Genomic DNA, 21,956 nt, shown 5'->3' with positions numbered 1-21,956 from the left:
AAAACAACAGGATTCGACAGAACTCATAAAATTAAACAATGCAATTAAAAGGAAAAACGATATTGATCACAGGAGGTGCATCAGGTATCGGGCTGGAAGCTGTAAAACAATTTTTAGCCATAGGCGCCAGTGTAATTGTCACCGGCAGAAACCAGAGAAAATTAGAAGATGCGAAGAAACTGTATCCGGCTATTACGGCTATTAAAAGTGATATATCAGATGCAGATGACGCAAAAAAGCTTTTCAACCAGGTACAGCAATTGGGTGGTATAGACATTTTATACAACAATGCAGGTGTATTAGCCGACCCGATCAACCTCGGCTTGACGGATGACCGGCATTTTGACGACGCGGCTTATGAGATAAACGTTAATTACCTGTCGGTGATCAGGCTTAACAACCTGTTTATGAAGATGCTGAAATCAAGAAAAGACAGCGCGATCATTAATACCACATCCATACTGAGCTTTGTTCCGTCGTTGTTGGAAGCTACATATGCGGCTTCCAAAGCAGCGTTGCATTTTTACACCGTATCGCTAAGAGAGCACATAAAAGCTTTAAACAGCAGCGTAAAGGTGTTCGAACTGATACCGCCGCTTGTTGCTACAGAAATGGCGGCTAACATGGAGGGCAAAAGAATAACTACTGAAGCCCTGGTGAAAGCGTTTATCAACGGTCTTCAAAAGGATCACTTAACTATCCGTGTAGGCGATACCAAATTAGCTTCTGTCCTTAACCGGCTTGCTCCAAAACTGACTTTTGGTCTGGTTAATCCTAAAAGAAGTTACAAAGCAATAGCTTCACAGAAATCCTTATAACCATAAAAAATAAAATCATGCAGGCATTCATAGTAAAAAGCTACGGCAAAAAAGAAAAACTACATCTGACCGAATTGCCAGAACCTAAGGTAAAGGAAAATGAAGTATTGGTACAAATACATTCAGCAGGTGTCAATTTGTTCGATTCACTTATTAGAAACGGTGATTTCAAATTGTTTTTACCCTACAAGCCACCATTTGTAAACGGTCATGATTTAGCAGGTGTGATAACTAAAGTTGGTTCAAAAGTCAGCCGGTTCAATGTCGGCGATGAAGTATATTCGAGGGTGGGTGATCACAGGATAGGCACTTTTGCTGAATATATTGCTGTAAATGAAGGTGATTTAGCTTTAAAGCCCAAAAATCTTACCATGGACGAAGCGTGCTCCATTCCATTGGTTGGCTTAACTGCCTGGCAGGCACTTGTTGAGATCGGGAATGTAAAAAAAGGCCAAAAAGTTTTCATCCAGGCAGGCTCCGGTGGTATGGGTACATTCGCTATTCAGCTGGCGAAGCATTTAGGGGCGTATGTTGCCACAACTACCAGTACAGCTAATATAAATTGGGTTAAAAAGCTTGGTGCCGACCTGGTGATCGATTACAAAACAGAAGATTTTGAACCCAAACTTAAAGATTACGATCTGGTGATACATAGTAACCGGAATCCCAGGATCCTGGAAAAATCATTCCGCGTTTTAAAATCCGGCGGGCAACTGATCTCATTGGTTGGCCCCCCAACCCCGGAATTTGCACAGGAATTAGACTTGCCCTGGTATTTAAAATTGGTGACAAAATTATTGAGCTTCGGCGCGAAGAAAAAAGCAAAAAAAGCGAATAGCAGTTTCCGGTTCCTGTTTATGCGGGCAGATGGCAATCAATTAGGAAAAATTACATCATTGATAGAATCAGGTGTGATTAAACCGGTGATAGACAAATTATTTGCGTTTGAACAAACCAACGAAGCGTTGGCTTATGTGGAATCCGGACGTGCAAAAGGAAAAGTTGTAATAAAAATTAAATAAAAAGTACTTCTTGTAGATTATGGCGGTTACAAGAAGTGCCCCAACTCCCAATCTCCGCTGTGCTATTAAAAGTAAAAAAAATAAAATGAAAGCAGTAAGATTCCACCACATTGGTGACCCCGAAGTGTTTGGTACATGAAGATGTTCCGCAGCCAAGCCCCAAAGCAGGCGAAGTGCTGATCAAAATTGAAGTCGTAGGTTTGAATTTCGCCGACGTAATGCGCCGCCGCGGCGCCCCTTTTCCCGTTCCCTCACCAGCACCGTTTACGCTGGGTGCCGAGATCGCAGGCACCGTGGCAGAATTGGGTGAAGGCGTTACAGGTTTGGAGGTCGGTACTCCGGTTTTTGCTACACCAGGTGACGGCGGGTACGCTCAATACATCTGTGTGCCTACGGCAACCGTTATCCCGCTTCCTCCGGGACTCTCGCCAGAGCAGGTGGCAGCGCTGGTTGTGCATGCGCTGACCGCAGTGGTCGCCTTAAAAAAATCAGCGCGTATCCAGCCGAGGGACACTGTTTTAGTAGAAGGCGCAGCCGGTGGTCTCGGTTCTTTCAGCATACAGTTAGCAAAACTTATTGTTTCGGAGGTTATTGCAAATGTGCGGTCTAAACACAGTGGAGAAGCCGACTGATTGATGTAAACCTTAACCGCTTCTTTCCCTTCCTGTCCTTTTACCCAGCCGGGTTGATTTTATGCATGTTGTCAAATAATAGCATTCCCAATTTTAATTCTGGATCCGAAGCCTTCATTGAGTCGCATATCATGCTAAATGAACACGGCCATATTGGCCACCTTTTTTGACTAAGTTAAATGTTCCGAATTGTCACATATGCCAGCCCGGTTTATAAGAGGTTAATAATTGATTGTCATTGGATAATTCTTGTATAGCCTGATAGCCAATTGTTTGATAAAATTGCTAGGTCTTTTAACTGGTATATAAACGGGGCTTAAGGTTCTTATGTTCTAAAAAAGTTAAAATCAAGATAAGCAAATATTTAGGAGGGCTGGCTTTTGCCCTACATAGATTTTGTCGTAAACCGCCGCATTTTTGTTTAACCTTTATAACCATTTTTAATTAATTATAAATCGAATCACTATGAACAATTTTTCCATCACGGCAATAACAAAAACTTTTTTTGTTGTCCTATGTCTATCCTTACTTATATCCTTAAACGGATGCAAAAAACAAATAACCAAACCCAATGATCCCGAAACGGCGGTTGTAAAGCCCCAAGCTCAGACGCTTGCCATCTATAAACCGATAGAAATGCAGAATATGAACTGGGATGCTGACACCAGCAAATTCTGCTATGCACGTTCAAAACAATCAGCTCATTTTATCCTTTTTTGGTCTAAAGAATATGGTAAGGATCTGCCTTCCGCAAGTACTGTACCTGATGCCTACCGGGTAGACATCGAAGACCTTTTAAGTAAAGCAGAAACCTTTTATGACCTGAACGTTAACAAACTCAAGTTTGCCGACATAAGCAGCGAAACCTCCCAACTGAGTAAATACAAAATGCTGATCTTTCTTTACCACCAGGATGCCTGGCTGGCAACTGGTTCGGGGTACGATGATACAATTGGTGCTTTATGGGTTAGCCCTTCAACCTGTAAACCTGTAGGCTCGGTAATTGCCCACGAAATCGGCCATAGCTTCCAATATCAGGTATCATGCGATTTGGGTCTAACACATGGTTTCAGATATGGATACGGGCCGGACGCTTCCGGTGGAAACGGATATTGGGAACAAACCGCGCAATGGCAGGCATTTCAAGCTTATCCGTCAGAAACATTTACCGCCTGGGAATTTGCAGATTACTATAAGAATTACAATAAACATCTCCTTCATGAAGATTATCGTTATGCAAGTTACATCATTAATGATTTTTGGGCCCAGAAACACGGGGTGGATATTATCGCCAGGATATGGCGGCAGTCTGCTAAGCCTGAAGACCCGATTCAGGCATACCAAAGATTAACCGGAATTGATAACAACAAATTCAATGATGAAATTTACGAGCAGGCAAGTAAAGTAGTTACCTGGGATCTGGATGCTTTAAGGAACGATGGCAGGCCTTATATCGGGAAACTGTATTACAAGATGACCCCGCTGGAAAACGGATGGTTTCAGCCTGATTATAGCTTTTGCCCGCAAACAACCGGATTTAACGCGCTTCCGCTCAACTTACCCGAGGGAAGCACAACGGTAAGTGCCGATTTTGCGGGTATGGCAAATGCTGTAGGTTTTAATCAGGTTGCCAATCCTTCCAATGCTGGTTGGCGATATGGATTTGTGACATTGATGAAGGACGGAAGCCGTGTTTATAGTAACATGTTCAGTAAGAATAACGGTAAAGCAACGTTTGCCGTACCGGCCAACTGCGACCGCCTCTGGTTTGTGGTTACGGGAGCGCCTAAAACATATTCACGACATGCCTGGGACAATGATAACAGCAACGATGAGCAATGGCCTTATAAAATAAAGTTTTCCAACACCAACCTTTTAGGTTATGCAACCCCAGGTAGCTCTGCCATTCCTAAAGATGTATCTTTTTCATATGATGTGTCTATAGCCCATGATGACATTAATTACGCCTCTACACAGATAAATGTCGATGTTTCAAAACTTATCAGTGCATTTTTGTTGCAGTCCGATCAGTTGACGAGCCTTATGGGCTCGAATATTAAGTTTTATGCTGTTGAAAGTAATGGACAATTAAATGCAACTACGACTGCCAACGGATACGGCCAATGGTTTAATACCTCCGGTAACGTAGTCCCCTGGGGAACGGACGCAGTGGTCTGGTCCGAATATGATGAGAAGAACTTTATTTTTACTGTGGGCCAATATCCGGGACATGTGAAAGCAGGTGATAAATATACAATCAAACAAGCTCTGATATACACCACACCAAGCAACAATAGCGCAAAGGCAACCTTTACGTTTAACGTTACTATTTTGTAATAAATTTTGAAGATGCGCCGCGTTTTCGAAAAGTTAAAAAACACAAAGCTGTATCACTATTTGAAGTGTAACCGAAAAGTTAGACAAACTAATTTAATTATTCATGATGAGCCCGGTATTTATCGGGCTCATTTCTTTTAAGGTGAATTTAATTCTATTGTTGTATTTGATAGCCGGCAAGGCAGAAGTACAAGATGTACATAGTTTGGGAATGCTAGCGTGAAATTATTTAGTACGGCATTTAAGTTCTATTGTTTTCTAACCAACCTGGATTCAGATAGGTATATAGTTAATCAATTAGCTAATATTACCACATCTCCTTGATTGATTATAAACGTATAAAATACAATTATAATTATCAATAATTCTATAAATTTTCACTTTTAAGGTATATGCGGCAATAAATTATCCTTTCATTATATTAAATTATCCAAAAACTTTAAAAGCTTGTTTCACGGTGTTTATTAATTGTAAATTAAACAACAATTAATAAGCCCCTGTATGAAAGTTTTGCAGTTTACCATCCCTGTCGCTTACGATAAAACTGTGATCGCAGAAAAAGTTTGCCAGAAACACCATTATCCTTATCTGCACCGCCATAAAGAAATACAAATTACCTGGATCAGAAAGGGAGAAGGAACGTTGATAGCGGGAAACCATATGCATGATTATACCGCCGGCGATATGTTTTTTATCGGAGCTAATATGCCGCACGTTTTCAAGAGTAACCCGGATTATTTTCTTACAAGCCCGGATAAGGAAGTAGAGGCTCTTACCATATTCTTTAACCCAGAGGGAGGACTCACCCAATTGTTTGACCTTCCGGAAATGAAGCAAACATTATTTTTTATACAGCAACACCAGCAAGGGTTTAAATTTCCGGCTTATCTGCGGGGAAAAATATCAAGCGCTATGGTTAATTTAGAACAGGTTTCCGGGATTGACCGGTTAATTGCCTTCTTCGACCTGCTTAAATTGGTTGTTGATATAAAAACAAAACTTGATCCATTGTCCTGTGGAAATCTGCCTGTAATTACTGATCATGAAGGTATCCGGATTGGCACCATTTACGACTATATTATCCACCATTATGGTAAGGAACTAACCTTGGAGGATGTCGCGAAAATAGCATTTATGACCCCGGAATCATTTTGCAGATATTTTAAAAAGCATACCGGACACACGTTTGTTTCTTTTTTAAATGAAGTGAGAATTAATGAGGCTTGTAAAAAGCTTGTAGCAAACAGATTTGAAACCATAAATACCGTTGCCTATAAATGCGGATTTAAAAGCATCACCAATTTTAACCGGGTGTTTAAATTAATTATCGGCATAACACCCAAAAATTATATGGACAATTATAACCAAAATATTTTAGCATTTAACGTCCAGGCAGGTTGATGTTTCACGTTTCTAACCGTACGTACGATTAAATTATTACTTACTTAAAGTACGATAAACCGGTGTGAAAAGAATTATTGATGGGTACCCTTTTACGTTCGGCAGTAAACTTAACTTCAATCGTTTCAGCCTCAAAACGTTATGGATGTGGAAGAGCCCGGGGAGCGGCCTGTTTACCTATTTTCAACCGGGCCGGCGCGTGCAAACCAATACGCAGGACGGCTGGAGTTTTAACAAGTATTTACAAATTCCACGATCAGGGAATCTGTTATCAGGTCTGACAAATGGTAAAAACCTGGAACATCATTCCGGGGCGTCAGGTGATCCGGGATGACCTTGATCATCAGCCATAGCTGCGAAACGCCGTGCTGTTAATCGGAGTAACCTTCGGGCGCTTCTCAATGATCGAAACCGAAATCTTTCGGTGCGGCAATACCCGCCTTGCTTAAGCATAAGTTTCACGGCTCATCTAAACTTTAAGTACAACGATATATTCCATTAATCATTGGTGTGGTTCGCTCCTGTATAAATGGTCGATTTCTATCGATGTATGCATGCTGCGTCGACTGTAACCGGTACAACAGGTCCGGGTTGGTTTGTTATTGAAATGCGCCCGCCGCCGGCGTATTTAGACTGCATTTATTCATTCAAATAATTTACAAAATGTTATTATCAAAGGGTAATTTCTGACTAAATGGCAGTTTAATATCTGTTTACATTTGGTTAACAGCAAGTTATTGTAGGGAATTAAAACAGCCATTACAAAACTAAAACTGAATACCCGGCAGTAATATACCGATTCAACGGCGGTTAAACTGATTATTTAAAATTAAGATTTGCCTATGACATAACAACAAACGGTGGCATTCCACAGGTGTTACCAGTACATCAACCTGTTAATTAAAGTTCAATATCCACTAATTAAATTTAAACATCAACGAAATGGGAAAACGTTTACTAATTTTAATGCTTTGCTACTTCCTCTGCAATAGTGTTACAAAAGTTCTGGCGCAGACCAATGCCGTAACCGGCGTAGTTAAGGACAACGAGGGTAAAGCGGTGCCGGGAGCTACTGTGGCCGAAAAAGGAATGGCCACTAACGGTACTACCACCGACCTTAATGGTAAATTTCAGCTTACCTTAAAGGGCAATTTAAATACTATCACCGTCAGTCTAATCGGTTTTAGACGGCAGGAAATTAAAACGGACGGCAAACCATTAACAATAACCCTGCAAATTCAGGAAAATTCTTTATCAGATATCGTTATTGTAGGCTACCAGAAACAAAACAGACGGGAAGTCACCGCGGCGGTATCTTCTTTAAGTGGAAAGGACATTGCCAATATACCGGCAGCAAGTTTCGATCAGACGCTTCAAGGGCGCCTTGCCGGTGTGAGCGTTTTGTCAAGCACCGGCGAGTTGGGGTCAAAGCCCGCTATTGTAATCCGGGGGTCAGCCAATATAGACTTTGGGAACGCCAACGGTGGGAACACAGGACCCCTATATGTCATAGACGGTATTATTTTCGACGTCAATGCTATGGGTAGCGCTTATGGGAATAACAATCCTTTATCACTCATCAACCCTAACGATATTGAATCGATAGATGTGCTGAAAGACGCTTCCGCGGCTGCCATATATGGTGCACGGGCGGGTAATGGGGTAATTATTGTAAAAACAAAGTCAGCCAAGCAGGGAAAGCCTCAGGTTACCGTATCCGCTTTTGTAGGTTCGGTTACCAAGCCTAATTTTATCAAAGTTTCGACGGGAGCGGCAGAGAGGTCGCTTAAGCTTGCATTGTTGCAGCAGCTTACCTATGGTGACCGGCAACTGGGTGTCATACCGCTGGCTATAACCGATAGTCTCAATTCTGCTTTTAACAACGATGTTGATTGGCAGGGCTTGCTTGTTCGGCAACAATCATTGGTCAATAGCCAGGATGTGGCAATTTCTGCGATCACTGGTTCGACATCGTACCGGCTATCTATCAACCACTACAACGAACAGGGCGTTTTGCACGGTTATGGGCTGGAAAAGTTTTCTCCTCACTTAAATCTCACGATCAAACCGTTGAAAGGCATGGAATTAACTGCCGACCTGTTAATGTCTTCTCAGCGCCAGCAACATGGGGTTGGAGGAGCAGGGGCCAATCTTTTTGGTGCATGGAATTTTCCAACTTCTTTTGCACCGTTGACACAGGCCCAATATGACGTTTACACCGGCAAAAAACACTATTATGATGATGATCGTGCATTTTCAATTATCGGCTCTTTACAATTGAAACAACAGATCACTGCTGACCTTATGTTTAACAGCACCTACGGGTCGACCAATTATACCAATAAATACGGTTACTTTTCTCCGGTTGAATTAAATGGCACATTAAATACAGCTTACGATATTTATGCCAGCAATCCATCCTGGTCATTTGAGAATTTTCTGCAATACAACAAACGGATTGGCAAGCACAACTTTCTGCTTGCCGCAGGGGCTTCGCTCTATAGCTATGAAAGTTACTATAATTATGCTTCTGCAGCAGGTATTTCCGTTTCGGGGATAAGTACCGTCCAGACCGTCCCTCCGGGAACGAACCTGAATGCGTCTACCTCTTATCAGCGAAAAACAACCGAGTCTTATTATACGCGTGTTAACTATAATTATGCAGGCAGGTACCTTTTAACCGCCAGCATACGCAGAGACGCAAGTTCTATATATAGTTCAGCCTATAGATGGGCCACTTTTCCAGCGGTTGCTGCCGGGTGGATTGCTTCGGACGAATCATTTTTTGAGCCAATAAAAAAAACTGTCAATTTCTTTAAGATCCGTGCAAGCTACGGCATAACCGGAAAAGATCCTGGGCAATGGTATTCTAAATACCAGTCACTGTCAAACGATGCAAGCTACTTCGGCGGTACAAACGGAACAATTAACAACTTTGGACAGTTAGGTGGAAATGCCAGCACTTATAACGGCACTACGGTTGTATCTCCTTTTTCTTATTACAATAACTTTTCGAACTATGGAACAAAGGCAAATTCAACGGTAAGGTGGGAAAGGGACCCCCAACTGGATTTTGGTGCTGATGTGGAGCTTTTTAACAGCCGGGTTAATTTAACTTTTGACTGGTACAGGAAAGATTCAAAAGATGTATTCTTCTATAATGTCCCCGCTCAGGCGACGAGTGGCTATCAATATCAATCCGGTAACTATGTCGACTTGCGTAACCAGGGCCTGGAGTTTGCTGCTAACATCAACGTTTTAGGTGCCAAGTCCCCTTTTCAGTGGAACTTCAACTTTAACATTTCCTTCAACAAAAACATGGTGACCAAATTGCCAAATAACAACCGCGATTTCTTGTTTGATGTGCCATGGTTTTACAAAACATTAACCTTAGGCAAACCGATATTCAGTTACCGGATATTCCATACCAACGGTGTTTATGCCACAGATGCGGAAGTTCCTATTGATCCGACTACGGGCGCAAAAGAAACCGCTAACGGTGTGCCATTGAAAGCCGGTGATCCGAGATATGTCGATGTAAATGGCGATTATAACATTAACAATGACGATAAGTATGACGGAGGTAACCCCAATCCTAAATACACAGGGGGGCTCGGTAGTACATTCCGATACAAACGCATTTCGCTGAGCTTCTTCGCATCGTATGTCTTTGGAAGGAAAATATTAAACGGAGCGCTTTCCGACGAGTTAAACGGCAGCAAATACCCAGGTAGTTATGGTACTACAGCGGGGCCGGCTACCTATGTCAGCCTGCTTAACCAGTTCTGGCAAAATCCTGGGGACCAAACTAAATATGCGAGGTTAGTTTACAGTAACGCGGACGCCAACGTGAAGGATCCCTGGAATATAGGAAACGAATACTTTGTGGAGGACGGAAGCTTTGTAAAACTCAAAAACGTGACTTTAGGCTATGATCTGCCAGACATATGGATCAAGAAACTCGGTATGAACAGATTTAATATATACGTAATGGGCGACAATCTGGCCATGTGGAAAAAAGCCAAGGATATAGCAGATCCCGAATTGGTAGACCCGACAACAGGCTCCGCAAACATCATATATCCGACAGCGGCGAAATTTACCCTTGGCGTTAACATCGGTTTTTAAAAGAGCGGGATAAACCTTAATTATCGTAAATAACTTATAAATCATACTCCAATGAAAAGAAAATACATATTGATATATATTGTGGCTGCGGCGTTATTTACTGCTTCCTGCCGCAAATTTCTTGATCAAACGCCCGTAAGCACACCTACAGATGCTACTACATGGCAAGCCGACGGTGATGCGAATACCGGCGTAGCGGCTTGCTACTCCCTGATCAGAGCGGCATTTAACGCTTCCATAGGATATTATGCATATGGAGATCTTGCGTCGGGCGAATTCAGCAGCTCCGACCAGCCCGACTTTCAAAAAGTGATTGACTTTAACCTTGGCGCGGGAGTAGCTTCAACGGCTACCGATAACCCGTTGTTAAAATTAAGGTTATGGACTCCTTTTTTTACCGCCATTGCACAAAGTAACAGGGCAATATCGTTTATTACAGCCATGCCGGTCACCGTTTTTAACGGGGCATCAGATGCTGAAAAACTTGCCCAAAAGAACAAATATCTGGGCGAAGCTTATTTTACCAGAGCATTTTGTTATTTCACAATGGCCAGGATATGGGGAGATGTTCCTTTGGTGTTGGAGAATAGCGACGCGACGGCGGCACAACAGTATGCAAGGTCTCCGCAAACTGATGTGCTTAAGCAGGTAATCAAAGATGTTAGCCTAGCCATTCAATACCTAAATTGGAAGGACAGTGGTTCGTCTGATCGTTCAGTTCGTGCAGATAAGGGTGCAGCTTACGCTTTGCTAGCTCATATTTACGCATGGATGGGTGATTATCCTGCCTGCAATACCGCCTGTGACGCCATTATTAACTCCGGATCATATTCCCTAATGCCTGCAGCATCCTTTATGGATATCTATAAAGGCCAGTCGCAGGAAAGTATTTTTGAAATTGCGCAAAACACGCTGACGGAAGGTTACAATGCAAACGTTTATTACACCCTGGCATCCCAGACACTTACTGCTCCTTATTTAAATAACACTGTTCCTGTCTGGCATGTGAATAATTCGCTTGTTCAGAGCTTATACAGCGATACGGCTGACGTACGCTTAAAAAAGGGATTTATAATAGTAAAAAATGGAACGACATCTTTTTACGAATGTGTCAAATATACTAACATTCAAACAGTTAATAACAATACTGCGTTAAAGGTTGCGCTTAATAATATAGTGATATTCAGGCTGGCTGATATCATATTATTAAAAGCAGAGGCACTAAGTGCAGGGCAAACCACCAACTATGCTGCAGCGTTATCTCTTGTTAATGCGGTACGCAGTGCCAGAAATGCCAAACCCCTGGCCGGCGTCTCGGGCACGGCAGTTGTTCAAGCTGTAACCGATGAAAGAGGGCGTGAATTGTTCCTGGAAGGGCATAGAACATTTGACCTGATCAGGCTGGAAAGAATTACGAAGGAACAACAGTTTGACAATGTCACCCCGGGTGAATTTGCGGCAGGGAAAACTTATTGGCCTATCGATCCAAATTTGTTTCTCAATAATTCTAAAATTATCCAGACCCCGTTCTGGATCGGGAAAGTTAATTGATCCACAAATAAATAAAGACATACGATGAAAAAATCAAATCATTATTTAAGTGTTGTGCCAGTGGCACTATTGCTCCTGTTTTGTTTAGGTGCCTGTAAAAAGAATAGCTACCTCACCGACGGTGGACTTCAAAAAGCTGCAACTCCGTTCTCAACATATGATTATCTGAAAAACAACAAATTTCACCAATTTGATACCTTGCTTACTTTAATTGATTTCTACAAATTAAAGGACAGCATAAATAACAGCAAGACCTTCTTCGCACCGCCCGATATGGCTATCAACTTGTTAATGAAAAGAATAACTATAAAGAGAGAAGTAGATGGTGCCATACTTTCCAGTCCAATCACCACTCTGAAACAGCTTACAGATTCTGTCAGTGCCAATCTGTTTAAACAATATATGTTTAACCACACCATTACGCTCGACGGGGCAGGTATTACAGCGGTTTCTTACACCAACAAAGCGGGTTCCGCGGCTCCGTGTGCTATAAAAAAAGTTGCAGGAATAAGCTCTGTCTATTTGTCCAACAGCGCTTTAAGTTATAATTATTATACGTTAGAGTATATAGTGGTGAACGGTACGATAGATGGCCCCTCCGGTCCGTCTCCAGGCGACCTGGTCGACGCAAATTTACCCTGCCAGACGTCAGGTATCCAAACCAGTACGGGCACCACGCTTCACGTGCTGGCTAACTTTGCCGTATTGAGAAAGTTATAAAATAAATTATCAACGTATTTAAATCAATTATCATGCGTAAGAATTTTACATATTGGATAGCAGTAACGCTGCTGCTGACGATAGCAACCTTCAGTTGCAATAAAATAAAAACAGGGTTTATAAGTGACAACATCTACTATAATGTCAATCCGTTTACTGTAGCACAAGGAATTACAACCGTGTCCGCCGGCTTAGTGATTGATGGCTCCACGACACCCGTCAATGTAAAATTGCTGGCAGTCAAAGATATGGCAACAGGCGCTGACGCTTCTAAATATCTGCTGACAAAGGATACTGTGCGGGTATACAAAGGCAATGTTACTGCTGACGACTCTACGATTGCATTGTTGAGTACAAAACTTAAGGATAGTACACTAGCTCCATTTAGTATTAATCCGATAGGTGGACGGCTTCAGTTTACGCAAGCATCCAAGTTTGTTCCTGTAGGGTCTTACAATATCGATTTACAGGTATCTAACGTCAGAGGAACACGGATATTAACGAACGCCTGCAAAATAAACGTAGTAGGCAGCATACCGGATACGGTAAGTTACAAAGCATATAACCATTCTGACGCAACGTATACTAACTTCGTGGGTTTTTCGGCTTCGTTATTAGATATTAAAGTTACCTATAAGCCGGACGGTCCGGACAAAATCATCTATGTATGGAAAGATAAAAATGGCAAACCTTGGAACCCGGCCAACGGGGAAGTTATCGGACGGCCTGGAAGACCGAATTTTTCGGACTTCGACCCCTATTATCCAGTGGCGAAAACAGATACCTCATTAGAATACAAGTATCCGGGTGGTGTTCCAGTTTTCCCGGTTTTTACCACTTCAAAAAACTATCCCGGTTTTGTCGGTGGACCTTATTATTACAGTATTGTTGGAAAGCACACTGATGTTGCAATGGCTGTTAATACGACTTTAACTGTGGGTTTTTTTCTGACAAAGGGAACTTTTGTTGTTACAACTACAGTAACAGACGTGACCAGAGTCCCTTAAGTAAGGTCATTTTCCGGCTGTATTCATTATCTCGTAAAGTGCAATCAAACTAGCATTTAATCCTTATCAATTTGCGCAAGACAATTCCTTGCGGTTCCTTTCAGGGAAGACCTTAAAAAAAGACTTTCTGTTGATCGGTGTATGCCTGCACCGATCAACAGATGGTGAACTTTTTCTTCTTTAATGGAGGCTATTCCGCGATTTCGCAACTTTTTGAGCATTTATTCAATAATAATCGGGATACAAAGGACTGAATTTGCCTTATTAATTAACCTACGCACGCACGACCCAAATTTGGTCGCTGTCATTGAGCCAATGAACCATGAGCCGGTCTGCTTTTGGAGCATCGCATAAATTAAAGACGCCTCACATAAGCTACTGCAAAGTTACTTTAATTTGTTTTAGGGTAACACCGCCCTTACGTATCCTTCCAGCCCGGATATAGCTGAACTGCCGGTTACGTACAACGGACAAATGTTCCTGGTACCGCTTGGACAACTGCCAGATGCATAGGGAAGGCCGGTATATTTTGAACAGCAATCTTTTTCTGATATGCGATAGCTGAATGACGTTCGACGATTACAAAGGCTTTCCTGCTGTTGTGCTTTTTTGTCTTAAGTCACCTATATGTCGAAGTTCTGTAACGACGAACCCATCGAAAAGGTCGCTGCCGTATTCCCATTTGTTGATCGTAGGGTAGAAGGTTATGGTATGCGTCCCCGCTTTCAAATATTACCCAAAGGTCCACCGGTTACGCGTGCACTCATAACATCTATAACGTTTCAACGGAAGCCAAAACAGAAATGTCTTCATGAAAAACGTTCGGCGAATGCGTTCCATGTTTGGATCCGTTTTTTTTTTGCCACAAGGGCAGGTCTTTTTGGGAGCAGGGGCGAGTGCAACGATGGTAGCCGTGTAAGGAGATTAGGCAGCTCCTCAAAAAAAATAGAAACATAATTGGTTATTCAAATATAGCAAATAGCTATAACTATCGAAAGACTCCCACTATATGTAATACCTTATTGACCTATTAGCGAGATCGCCTATGCTATCGGTTACCTTAACTTTTCTGCCCACGATAATATCTTTATCAGTTGATTAAAACGAGGCCATCTAAATTTGCGAAACAATTGTCGTTGTGAAAACGATCATGACAAGCTTTATTGAGTCAGGCAGGTATCGCCAGCAAGGGAATATTTAAGCTCGAGACCATCATCCGGGACCATCTGACTCTGCTCGGCATCGCCTTCGAGTCGGGATTCAATTCCCAAAGAACCTTCATCGGGTTTTTAAAGAAATGACCGGAAAGACCCCTGTGGAATACAAAAACAACCTGAAAAAAGAATGGCCATTTGATAAGTTGGCCACTTTGCCGCATCGGCGGCCGGTAATTGTGTTCGGAAAGCCCACCAAACCGGGTTCTCGAAAAATTAAAACACAATCGTATGTTCTGCAATTATTTTAAAACCGCATTCAGAAACCTTCAGCAGCGGCCTGGCCTGGGTGCTCATCGGCGGTTTAAGCAGCAGCATGTTCCTGACACTGGTTGTTGTTCCGGTGGTTTATAATGCGATGATGCGGTTGACAACAAACCTGGGTAAATTATGGGAAAGGTTGTTTAGTAATAAAACGGCTAAAACCGTGCTGCCTGCTACCATAGGTTTATTGCTGAGCTTTGGTCTGATGGGTCCTGCTCATGCACAGGAAAAAGTGCCGCTATCTCTGAAACAAGCGGTAGTAGCTGGGTTGGACGCCAATCAGCAGATCAGGTTAGCACAGATCGATGCGCAGAAAGCAAAATATGGTTTAAAGAAGCGCAGTCATACCTGTATCCGCAGGTTGGGATTACTGTCGAATACGTTAGGAACATTAAACCGGCAGTTTTCTTTTTACCCGTGTTTAGTATTAATTCCGCTTCGCAGATCGTGTTTGATGACAAGCAATTACAGGCTATACCGGCATCATCCAAAAACGCGTATAACGGCAATGTCAATGTCAGCATGCCGCTTTTTAACCAGGAAATATCGGGAAATGTAAAGACAGCACACCTGGATGAAAGCCTGAATAATGCCAACCTGGAATTAAGCCGCTGGGAACTCGCCGATGAGATCAGAAAAGCCTATTTCAATATTTTAATCGCCCGGCAGAACCAGGTTTTGACCGACGCGTCACTGAAGCGCTCCGAACGTAATTTAAATGACAGCCGGCAATTATTTGTTAAAGGCTACGCCAATAAAAGCGATACGCTGGGCGCCTGGAGTAATGTGGAACTGATGAAGATCAATTGCAGTAAAGTAGGTACAGCCGTTAAGCAATCAGGTAATTACCTGAAATCTCTTTTAAATCTGCCGCTTGACAAAGATCTGGAACTGACAGACAGCATCGGTGTACAATTGGTAGGCGAACAACAAAACCTGATCAATGATACCCTGAAGGCCAATAACCTCAAGCGCCCCGATTTCAGGGCTAACGACTGGAAAACACAGATCGCACAGCAGCAGGTTAAAAACGAGCAGTCAAAATATCTGCCTTCACTGGCTTTCGTCGGCCAGTATACGCTGCAGGCACAGTCTGATAATTTCAATTTTGCCCGTTACAACGTACCCAACAGTTTTTATGTAGATGTACAGCTCAGTATCCCCATCTTCACCGGGTTCCGTACAGATGCCAGGGTTAAACAAAGCAAGCTGGCATTAGAGCAGGCAATCACAGCGCGCAGCGTATTAGAGAACCAGGCCAACCTGCAGGTGAGCAATAACCGCCTGGCTATTACAGAAAGTACGGAAAAGATAAAGGGGCAAAAAAATATCCAATATGCCCGGGAACAGGCACTGGCCTTTATAAAGGCAAGATGGCAAAAAGGTTTCGCCAAATATACCGATGTCGCTGACGCGGAACTGCAAATGGTACAGGCGGATAATGATTATACCCAAAGCGTTTTTGAATACCTCGCCGCGGTTGCCGGCTATTACAAGGCGACCGGGAACATACTTTAAAACTAATATGAATAACAGAATGAATTATTATAACTCGGGTATAAAACCTGTCCACCCGTTAACATCGCTCATGAACAACAAATGGCTCCTGGTATTGATATTTACGATTTTATCGGCCCACGCTGCCCCGGCGCAAAATTCCGACGATCATTCCACACGGAACCTGTACCTGGATTTTGGCGGCTCCGTCGGTGTTTTTATTCCCTACGATAATGTTAAGGATAAAAAAACAAATTTCGGTTCCAATGCAATGACTTCTTTGCAGCTAAACTATCATCAGAATTATTTTGTCAAGCTTCAGTTCGGCCAAACCGCAGTAAATTTTAAATCCCAGAATACATTGATGGCATTAGATCACAGATCGATGTCAAAGCCAATAGCACCAACCTGGGCCTAAGCGCAGGCTATCAGCATAGCTTTGGCCGATGGCAGCCCTTCGTGTTAGCCGGGGTAGGCGCTTCTTTTATTGATTACCCGGCTACTACGTTTGATAGTAACACCAATACCATCAACTACAACAATGTATCTGGTACTTACCTGTATGTCAATGCCGGGGGCCGGTATTAATTATAAAATATCTAAATCGTTTACCTTCTTTTTGGAAGGGCAGGGGTCCACCATACCCAACGTTCCTAAAAGTTCTAACACGCACCTGAGCGGTATCAGCGCGCTCATCGGTATCAAAGCCCCTTTATAAATTATAAGTATAACAGCCTTTTAAATTTTATGATCATGTGTAAATACACTTTTATGACTACCATGTTTTCAGTTTTTTTCGGTCTGATCTCTCATGCACAACAGTTGGCGATAACAGGCAAATGGCAAACTCCGGATAAAGATATTATCGAATTTTATCCCGAAGGACAACTGTTTACAGCCAGACAGATCGGTACCGAAACAGAAAAAGATAAAAATAACAACAACAAGATCATTGCTAAGGAACTGAAGCCGGCAGCGGCGAAGATTTTTGAAGGGATTGTGATCGACCCTAAAGATAATAAAACCTATCACGGGTGGTTTATTATCAACGATACCGGTACGGAACTGCAGCTCAAAGTTAAATGGGGCTTTTTAAGCTTTAATGAAACCTGGAAACGTGTCAATTGAACCATTCTGTTTATTTAATACAGTTATCCTTATTTTAACACATGCGCAAACACAGCTACCGGTTATTCAGGATTTACGGTTATCCGGGGTTTGGATTGGTTTTATACCGGATCCTGACGCTGATCAATCCCTTCGAGCGGACTTTTAACAGTTGGCGTTATTATGCATTTGGCGATTTCCTCCTGGAGTTTACTTTCAGTGTTGCCTACGCGGCCGTATTATTTGAAACAGGAATTCAGCTTACCGGGATGCTGAACAAATGGTATCCATGGGAAAACAGGTTTAAAAGCAGGTTTGGCATTCAGCTCGCGCTGCATATTGTCGTTATTTACATTATACTGCGTTTGTTCTTTGAAGTTAGGTTTCCGGCATATTTCGGTTATGATGAACTAATGGAAAGACAGACGGTTATCATCGGTGTAATATTTTCTCTTTTGGTCACAGCCGTTTTCGCGGCAGAACATTTCTTTTACAAATGGAACGATGCCAGGTTACTGATCCTTGAAATGGAGCAGTTAACCACGCAGGCACAACTGGAGGCCCTTAAATTGCAACTTGACCCGCATTTTCTGTTCAATAACCTGAGTATCGTCACCGCGCTGATCGAAGATCAGCCCGCTGTGGCTGTTGCCTATGTCGCCAAATTATCCTCGATCTATCGGTACATGCTCACGAACCGGGCGCAGAACCTGATTCCATTGACAGAAGAGCTGGAGTTTATTAAGAATTATTTGTTTTTATACCAGATCAGGTATGGAGCAGGCATAAACGTCCGGATAGGGGATATGGGAAAGGCGTTACATTCAAGTCTGCCTCCTTTAACGCTGCAGCTATTGATAGAGAATGCCATCAAACACAATGTATTCAGCACCGGCTTACCGCTGAACATCCATATCTATTTCCCCGGCGGAAATGCCATGATCGTAGAAAATAATAAAATGCCCAAAGCGACTACCGAACCCGGCATACAAATGGGGCTTAACAATATCCTGGACAGGTATCGTCTGATGAATCAGCAAGCGCCTGTTATTAAGGACGACGGTGCTTTTTTCAAGGTGGAAATACCATTAATCGATTCGGATAATTATTAAAATAGATATTATGCCAGGTGTTTTAATCATTGAAGACGAGCTGCCTAACATACAACGCCTCGAAAAAATGCTTCACGCTTTAGACGACAATATAACGGTGATAACGAGTATTCAAACGGTGCAAGCCAGTATCGAATGGCTGAAAACGCATGTGCAGCCGGATATGATTTTTATGGATATCAGGCTAACCGATGGATTAAGCTTTGAGATCTTTAACCAGGTAACCATCACGGCCCCCGTTATATTTATTACGGCTTATGACGAGTACGCGTTAAAAGCTTTTGAGGTCAATGGTATTGATTACCTGCCGAAACCCCTGGAAGCCGATAAACTGGAGAAAAGCATCCGCAAGGCCAGGTCACTTTCAAGATCGGGAAGTGATGAAAGCATACTGCAATTGATTAAAAGTATGCAGTCAAAACAACCTGTTTACCGGACCAGGTTTCTGGTTGCTTACCGGGACCGGTATATCCTCATTATCGGCGGGGACATTGCCTATTTTACTTCGGAAAATAAGATAACGTTTTTGGTTACGCACAATGCGCAACGATTTGTTGTAGATCAAACCTTGGAAATATTGGAAAAGGAGTTGGACCCGGAGATCTTCTTCCGGATAAGCCGACAATTCATCGTTTCATTAAAAGCCATCCATAAGATCCATCAGTCTTTTAACGGTCAATTGAAAATAGAACTTTTGCCACCACTGGATGAGCATGTGCTGATGAGCAGGGAGAGATCGACCCAACTCAAAAAGTGGTTGAACCAATAGGATTGATAGAGCAGCGAAAAACCTCATCGTTATTGGATAATGGGATTGATCTCATTCAAATCCTGATTTAAGAAACTAATTTAATGTTTAAAAATGTGCAGGAAGCTGGTATAGCTATCCTGTTGAATTACTTTGTCAAAAAAATGATCCGTATAAAACTATAACTCCTAAAGATGGCCTGACCGCTTTTATAGACGTTCCGCATGAGCTTTGAAAAGCTTCGTAGATATGGGAATACAACCGTTTAAGTGAACAGAACTTTAGGCAATTTAAAAAAGTATCTTTTCACCGTCCAGCGGGATCAGTAATTTGCTTTCGCTGATATGTTGCTGAATAGCCAACTGCCGTAAAGACGCTCTTGTGGTCCTGCAATGATCCAGGGCTTCCATATGCACGGCTATTACTTTTGCACTACCGCTTCGTTTTATCAGTTCCATCGTCTGTTTTTCTTCCATTAAAATAGGACTGTCTTCAAACCCGGGTACTACGGCACCGCCTGAGTTTGTTACGATGATATCCGGCCTAAACCTTTCGATGGTCATCGTTACCTCCAGCGTCAGAATGCTGTCACCTATGATATATATGGTTGGATATCCTTTCTTCTGCAGAATAAATCCCGATGTATGCCCCATTTTTTGGAGAATTTCCCCGCTGCCATGCTGCCCAACCGTCCGGCAAATGGTAATACCTTCCCAGGTGGTAGTGCATTCGATAACCCTTACATTCCTGAAACCCTTTCCCACAAAGAATTCCTTATCGGACGGCTGGATAAAAAAAGGAAGATTCTTATCCAGTACTTTCTGTGCCTTTGGATCCATGTGGTCGATATGTGTATGGCTGACCAGGACAAGGTCAAGTCCTTCCGTTATTTGTTTGATGCTGACAGGAAGATCGACGACCGGGTTTTTGGCTATGCCGCCAAAAGATTCAAATGCTCCTTTTGCAGAAAACATCGGATCTACCAAAATCTTCTTGCCTCCATAATTGATAAGCAACGTGGCATTCCTTATCAATTCTATACTCGTTATATCTGACATACTTAACCTATTTTGTTCCCTGATTGAGGGCGTCTGAAAGCACCCGAGCTATTATGGTAATGAAAAATATGAGGCATTTTAATGCGCCCATATTTCCCTTAGCACGGACCGTAAATTATTCTGCGTTATAAAAAAACTCGTACTTCCTTGGAATATTCGGATCAATGGTATTGCCGACGTGACATTTCTCTTTCGCCGCCTTTTCAATAACGCCTTTTTGTTCGGCGGTATATTCCTTTCCCAAAAAGATCTTAACATTGATTTCGGATACTTTCGATTTAACATCGTCTATTTCATATACAATTTCGCTTCTCGCCGCCGGCGTTTCAAATTGATTTTTATGTGCTTCATAGTCTATTGTCCCCAGCAGACAGCTTCCATAAGCGCTAGCCAATAAATCAACCGGTGTAAAACGAACAGCATTTACGGTTATTTCTTCTTCATTTAAGGGGGATTTGGTTGTTGATTTGTATTTTCCCTGATATTTTACTTCGACTTTTTTTGACATGATTTTATTTTTTATAAAAGGGGACGCCATTAGCCGTCCCCTTTTTACAGGATAAATTATTAGTTAGTTTTAATTTCTGCCGGCCATTACGCCGCCGTCTATGTCCCAGATCACTCCGGTAACCCAGCTTGCGTCATCCGATAAAAGGAACGCGATGGTTTTCGCGATATCTTCCGGCCTGCCTACCCGTCCAATTGGGTGGAAATCATTGAAGCCCTGTAAGGTTTCTTCAATTTTACCTTCTTCAATGAACGAACCATAGATCGGTGTTACTACCACGGCCGGGGAAACCGCATTTACGCGGATGTTGCTGTCTGCCAATTCCATGGCCAGGTGTTGTGTTAAACTATGCAAGCCGGCTTTGGCCATAGAATAAGCGGATGACGGGGTAGCTTTGATGGCCTGTTTACCCCACATAGACCCGATGTTCACAATAGAACCGCCGCCATTCCCCTGCATTACCCGGACAGCTGCCTGGGTGATCAGGAAAAAGGCTTTGTTGAAGTTGTGGTAAACGTCGTAGTCCTGTTCAGTATGTTCCAGGAACGATTTTGGGCTGAAATAGCCTGCTGCATTTACCAGGTGTTTCAAATCGGGCATTTCAATTTGCAAAGAAGCGGCGAATGCTTTTACTTTATCTAAGTCGAAAAGATCTACGCCTTTCGTTTTTACCGCTCCAAACGCTGATAATTCCGCTTTTGCGTTGTCAAGATTTTTATCGGCTCTGCCGACAATGGTAACTTCTATTCCTTTTTGTAATAAAAGCTGCGCGGTGGCTTTTCCCATTCCGGTTGTGCCGCCAATAATTAATGCCTGTATCATGATTTTTTTC

19 protein-coding genes are annotated in these 21,956 nt (G+C 42.5%); 16 read left to right on the top strand and 3 right to left on the bottom strand.

Going from position 1 to position 21,956, the window contains the following annotated elements:
* The first annotated feature begins 38 nt into the window (after positions 1 to 38).
* From ABIC84_RS04880 to ABIC84_RS04805, 16 genes are all read left to right on the top strand, one after another.
* A complete protein-coding gene (locus tag ABIC84_RS04880) occupies positions 39 to 818 on the top strand; it encodes an SDR family oxidoreductase (RefSeq protein WP_429262834.1) in 780 nt (259 codons plus the stop codon).
* 17 nt (positions 819 to 835) lie between these two features.
* Positions 836 to 1,840 (top strand): NADP-dependent oxidoreductase, encoded by a 1,005-nt coding sequence (locus ABIC84_RS04875; RefSeq protein WP_429262833.1) that lies wholly within the window; start codon positions 836 to 838, stop codon positions 1,838 to 1,840.
* A gap of 128 nt (positions 1,841 to 1,968) precedes the next feature.
* On the top strand, positions 1,969 to 2,472 hold the full coding sequence (locus tag ABIC84_RS04870) for a quinone oxidoreductase family protein (protein ID WP_429262832.1): 504 nt from the start codon (positions 1,969 to 1,971) through the stop codon (positions 2,470 to 2,472).
* 465 nt (positions 2,473 to 2,937) lie between these two features.
* On the top strand, positions 2,938 to 4,809 hold the full coding sequence (locus ABIC84_RS04865; protein ID WP_429262831.1) for a DUF4859 domain-containing protein: 1,872 nt from the start codon (positions 2,938 to 2,940) through the stop codon (positions 4,807 to 4,809).
* Between the two features lie 501 nt (positions 4,810 to 5,310).
* On the top strand, positions 5,311 to 6,210 hold the full coding sequence (locus ABIC84_RS04860; RefSeq protein WP_429262830.1) for an AraC family transcriptional regulator: 900 nt from the start codon (positions 5,311 to 5,313) through the stop codon (positions 6,208 to 6,210).
* A 64-nt stretch (positions 6,211 to 6,274) separates the two neighbouring features.
* Positions 6,275 to 6,544 carry a hypothetical protein gene (locus ABIC84_RS04855; protein ID WP_426588303.1) on the top strand — a complete coding sequence of 90 codons (270 nt, stop codon included), beginning with the start codon at positions 6,275 to 6,277 and terminating at the stop codon, positions 6,542 to 6,544.
* Between the two features lie 608 nt (positions 6,545 to 7,152).
* A complete protein-coding gene (locus ABIC84_RS04850) occupies positions 7,153 to 10,338 on the top strand; it encodes a SusC/RagA family TonB-linked outer membrane protein (RefSeq protein ID WP_429262829.1) in 3,186 nt (1,061 codons plus the stop codon).
* Between the two features lie 51 nt (positions 10,339 to 10,389).
* The gene (locus ABIC84_RS04845) at positions 10,390 to 11,889 is read left to right on the top strand and encodes a RagB/SusD family nutrient uptake outer membrane protein (RefSeq protein ID WP_429262828.1); all 1,500 of its coding nucleotides are present in this window, start codon (positions 10,390 to 10,392) and stop codon (positions 11,887 to 11,889) included.
* Positions 11,890 to 11,913: 24 nt separating this feature from the next.
* Positions 11,914 to 12,609, top strand: coding sequence for a hypothetical protein (locus ABIC84_RS04840; protein ID WP_429262827.1), 696 nt, complete (start codon positions 11,914 to 11,916; stop codon positions 12,607 to 12,609).
* Between the two features lie 32 nt (positions 12,610 to 12,641).
* Positions 12,642 to 13,616 carry a hypothetical protein gene (locus ABIC84_RS04835; RefSeq protein ID WP_426588295.1) on the top strand — a complete coding sequence of 325 codons (975 nt, stop codon included), beginning with the start codon at positions 12,642 to 12,644 and terminating at the stop codon, positions 13,614 to 13,616.
* Positions 13,617 to 15,280: 1,664 nt separating this feature from the next.
* Positions 15,281 to 16,612, top strand: a complete 1,332-nt coding sequence (locus tag ABIC84_RS04830; RefSeq protein ID WP_429263050.1) for a TolC family protein — start codon at positions 15,281 to 15,283, stop codon at positions 16,610 to 16,612.
* A gap of 7 nt (positions 16,613 to 16,619) precedes the next feature.
* Positions 16,620 to 17,009 carry a hypothetical protein gene (locus ABIC84_RS04825; protein WP_426588293.1) on the top strand — a complete coding sequence of 130 codons (390 nt, stop codon included), beginning with the start codon at positions 16,620 to 16,622 and terminating at the stop codon, positions 17,007 to 17,009.
* 123 nt (positions 17,010 to 17,132) lie between these two features.
* Entirely contained in the window at positions 17,133 to 17,309 is a 177-nt protein-coding gene (locus ABIC84_RS04820; protein ID WP_426588291.1) for a hypothetical protein, read from the top strand.
* Between the two features lie 35 nt (positions 17,310 to 17,344).
* Positions 17,345 to 17,719, top strand: a complete 375-nt coding sequence (locus tag ABIC84_RS04815) for a DUF2147 domain-containing protein (protein ID WP_429262826.1) — start codon at positions 17,345 to 17,347, stop codon at positions 17,717 to 17,719.
* Positions 17,720 to 17,760: 41 nt separating this feature from the next.
* The gene (locus tag ABIC84_RS04810) at positions 17,761 to 18,810 is read left to right on the top strand and encodes a sensor histidine kinase (RefSeq protein WP_429262825.1); all 1,050 of its coding nucleotides are present in this window, start codon (positions 17,761 to 17,763) and stop codon (positions 18,808 to 18,810) included.
* A gap of 10 nt (positions 18,811 to 18,820) precedes the next feature.
* Entirely contained in the window at positions 18,821 to 19,579 is a 759-nt protein-coding gene (locus ABIC84_RS04805; RefSeq protein ID WP_429262824.1) for a LytR/AlgR family response regulator transcription factor, read from the top strand.
* Positions 19,580 to 19,848: 269 nt separating this feature from the next.
* Here the strand turns inward: ABIC84_RS04805 and ABIC84_RS04800 are convergent, their stop codons facing one another.
* The 3 genes from ABIC84_RS04800 to ABIC84_RS04790 form a co-directional block, all read right to left on the bottom strand.
* On the bottom strand, positions 19,849 to 20,616 hold the full coding sequence (locus tag ABIC84_RS04800; RefSeq protein ID WP_429262823.1) for an MBL fold metallo-hydrolase: 768 nt from the start codon (positions 20,614 to 20,616) through the stop codon (positions 19,849 to 19,851).
* 115 nt (positions 20,617 to 20,731) lie between these two features.
* Positions 20,732 to 21,124 (bottom strand): OsmC family protein, encoded by a 393-nt coding sequence (locus ABIC84_RS04795; RefSeq protein WP_426588279.1) that lies wholly within the window; start codon positions 21,122 to 21,124, stop codon positions 20,732 to 20,734.
* A gap of 69 nt (positions 21,125 to 21,193) precedes the next feature.
* Positions 21,194 to 21,946 carry an SDR family NAD(P)-dependent oxidoreductase gene (locus ABIC84_RS04790; RefSeq protein ID WP_429262822.1) on the bottom strand — a complete coding sequence of 251 codons (753 nt, stop codon included), beginning with the start codon at positions 21,944 to 21,946 and terminating at the stop codon, positions 21,194 to 21,196.
* Between the last annotated feature and the right edge of the window lie 10 nt (positions 21,947 to 21,956).

The sequence above is a fragment of the Mucilaginibacter sp. 3215 genome (assembly GCF_050433785.1).
Classification (GTDB): domain Bacteria; phylum Bacteroidota; class Bacteroidia; order Sphingobacteriales; family Sphingobacteriaceae; genus Mucilaginibacter.
Note: the sequence above shows the minus strand (reverse complement) of the source record. Positions and strands in the feature narration are given on the sequence as shown.

Coding starts and splice junctions, on each gene's coding strand:
- ABIC84_RS04880 (WP_429262834.1), top strand. CDS start 39: ATGCAATTAAAAGGAAAAACGATATTGATCACAGGAGGTGCATCAGGT.
- ABIC84_RS04875 (WP_429262833.1), top strand. CDS start 836: ATGCAGGCATTCATAGTAAAAAGCTACGGCAAAAAAGAAAAACTACAT.
- ABIC84_RS04865 (WP_429262831.1), top strand. CDS start 2,938: ATGAACAATTTTTCCATCACGGCAATAACAAAAACTTTTTTTGTTGTC.
- ABIC84_RS04860 (WP_429262830.1), top strand. CDS start 5,311: ATGAAAGTTTTGCAGTTTACCATCCCTGTCGCTTACGATAAAACTGTG.
- ABIC84_RS04850 (WP_429262829.1), top strand. CDS start 7,153: ATGGGAAAACGTTTACTAATTTTAATGCTTTGCTACTTCCTCTGCAAT.
- ABIC84_RS04845 (WP_429262828.1), top strand. CDS start 10,390: ATGAAAAGAAAATACATATTGATATATATTGTGGCTGCGGCGTTATTT.
- ABIC84_RS04840 (WP_429262827.1), top strand. CDS start 11,914: ATGAAAAAATCAAATCATTATTTAAGTGTTGTGCCAGTGGCACTATTG.
- ABIC84_RS04835 (WP_426588295.1), top strand. CDS start 12,642: ATGCGTAAGAATTTTACATATTGGATAGCAGTAACGCTGCTGCTGACG.
- ABIC84_RS04825 (WP_426588293.1), top strand. CDS start 16,620: ATGAATAACAGAATGAATTATTATAACTCGGGTATAAAACCTGTCCAC.
- ABIC84_RS04820 (WP_426588291.1), top strand. CDS start 17,133: ATGTATCTGGTACTTACCTGTATGTCAATGCCGGGGGCCGGTATTAAT.
- ABIC84_RS04815 (WP_429262826.1), top strand. CDS start 17,345: ATGTGTAAATACACTTTTATGACTACCATGTTTTCAGTTTTTTTCGGT.
- ABIC84_RS04810 (WP_429262825.1), top strand. CDS start 17,761: ATGCGCAAACACAGCTACCGGTTATTCAGGATTTACGGTTATCCGGGG.
- ABIC84_RS04805 (WP_429262824.1), top strand. CDS start 18,821: ATGCCAGGTGTTTTAATCATTGAAGACGAGCTGCCTAACATACAACGC.
- ABIC84_RS04800 (WP_429262823.1), bottom strand. CDS start 20,616: ATGTCAGATATAACGAGTATAGAATTGATAAGGAATGCCACGTTGCTT.
- ABIC84_RS04795 (WP_426588279.1), bottom strand. CDS start 21,124: ATGTCAAAAAAAGTCGAAGTAAAATATCAGGGAAAATACAAATCAACA.
- ABIC84_RS04790 (WP_429262822.1), bottom strand. CDS start 21,946: ATGATACAGGCATTAATTATTGGCGGCACAACCGGAATGGGAAAAGCC.